Origin of the sequence: Mycobacterium colombiense, assembly GCF_001953985.1 — a bacterium.
Taxonomy (GTDB): domain Bacteria; phylum Actinomycetota; class Actinomycetes; order Mycobacteriales; family Mycobacteriaceae; genus Mycobacterium; species Mycobacterium colombiense_B.
Genome location: NZ_MBEI01000037.1, coordinates 1 through 674 on the forward strand (window position 1 = coordinate 1; position 674 = coordinate 674).

Sequence of the window (674 nt, forward strand, 5' to 3'; positions counted from 1 at the left end):
TATCGCGCCGCGGCCGGCCCGGTCGAGGAGATCCTGGCGGGAATGTTCGCCGAGGTACTGGGGCTCGAGCGGGTCGGTGTCGACGAGTCCTTCTTCGATCTGGGTGGGGACTCGCTGTTGGCGATGCGCCTGGTCGCCGCGATCGAAATGGGGTTGGATGCCGACCTTTCCGTGCGTACGGTGTTCGAGGCGCCCACGGTTACCCAGTTGGCGCTCCGGGTAAATGGAGATGGCGGTCGGCGCGAGCCGTTGGTGGCCACCGAGCGGCCGGCGGTGGTGCCGTTGTCGTTTGCCCAGCAGCGGTTGTGGTTTATCGACCAGTTGCTCGGGCCTTCACCGATTTACAACATGGCGGCGGCGTTGCGGCTCAGCGGACGGCTGGATGCCGAGGCGTTGGGGGCGGCGCTGGCCGATGTGGTGGCCCGCCAAGAAAGCCTGCGCACACTGTTCCCGGCGGTCGAGGGGATACCCCAGCAGCAGGTGATCCCGGCCGAGCGGGCCGACTTCGGTTGGCAGGTCGTCGATGCCACCGACTGGTCGCCGGCCCGGCTGCAGGAGACCGTCGATCCCATAGTGCGTCAGCCGTTTGATTTAGCCACCGAGATCCCGTTGCGGGCAAGGCTTTTCCGTGTTGGCGCGGACGAGCATGTGCTGGTGGCCGTGATGCACCATAT

Annotated in this window: 1 protein-coding gene; it reads left to right on the forward strand. The window is 66.5% G+C overall.

All coding sequences use genetic code 11. The annotated features are described in order from the left end of the window. On the forward strand, positions 1-674 hold a 674-nt coding region (locus tag A5732_RS08240; RefSeq protein WP_253189027.1), incomplete at both ends, for a condensation domain-containing protein.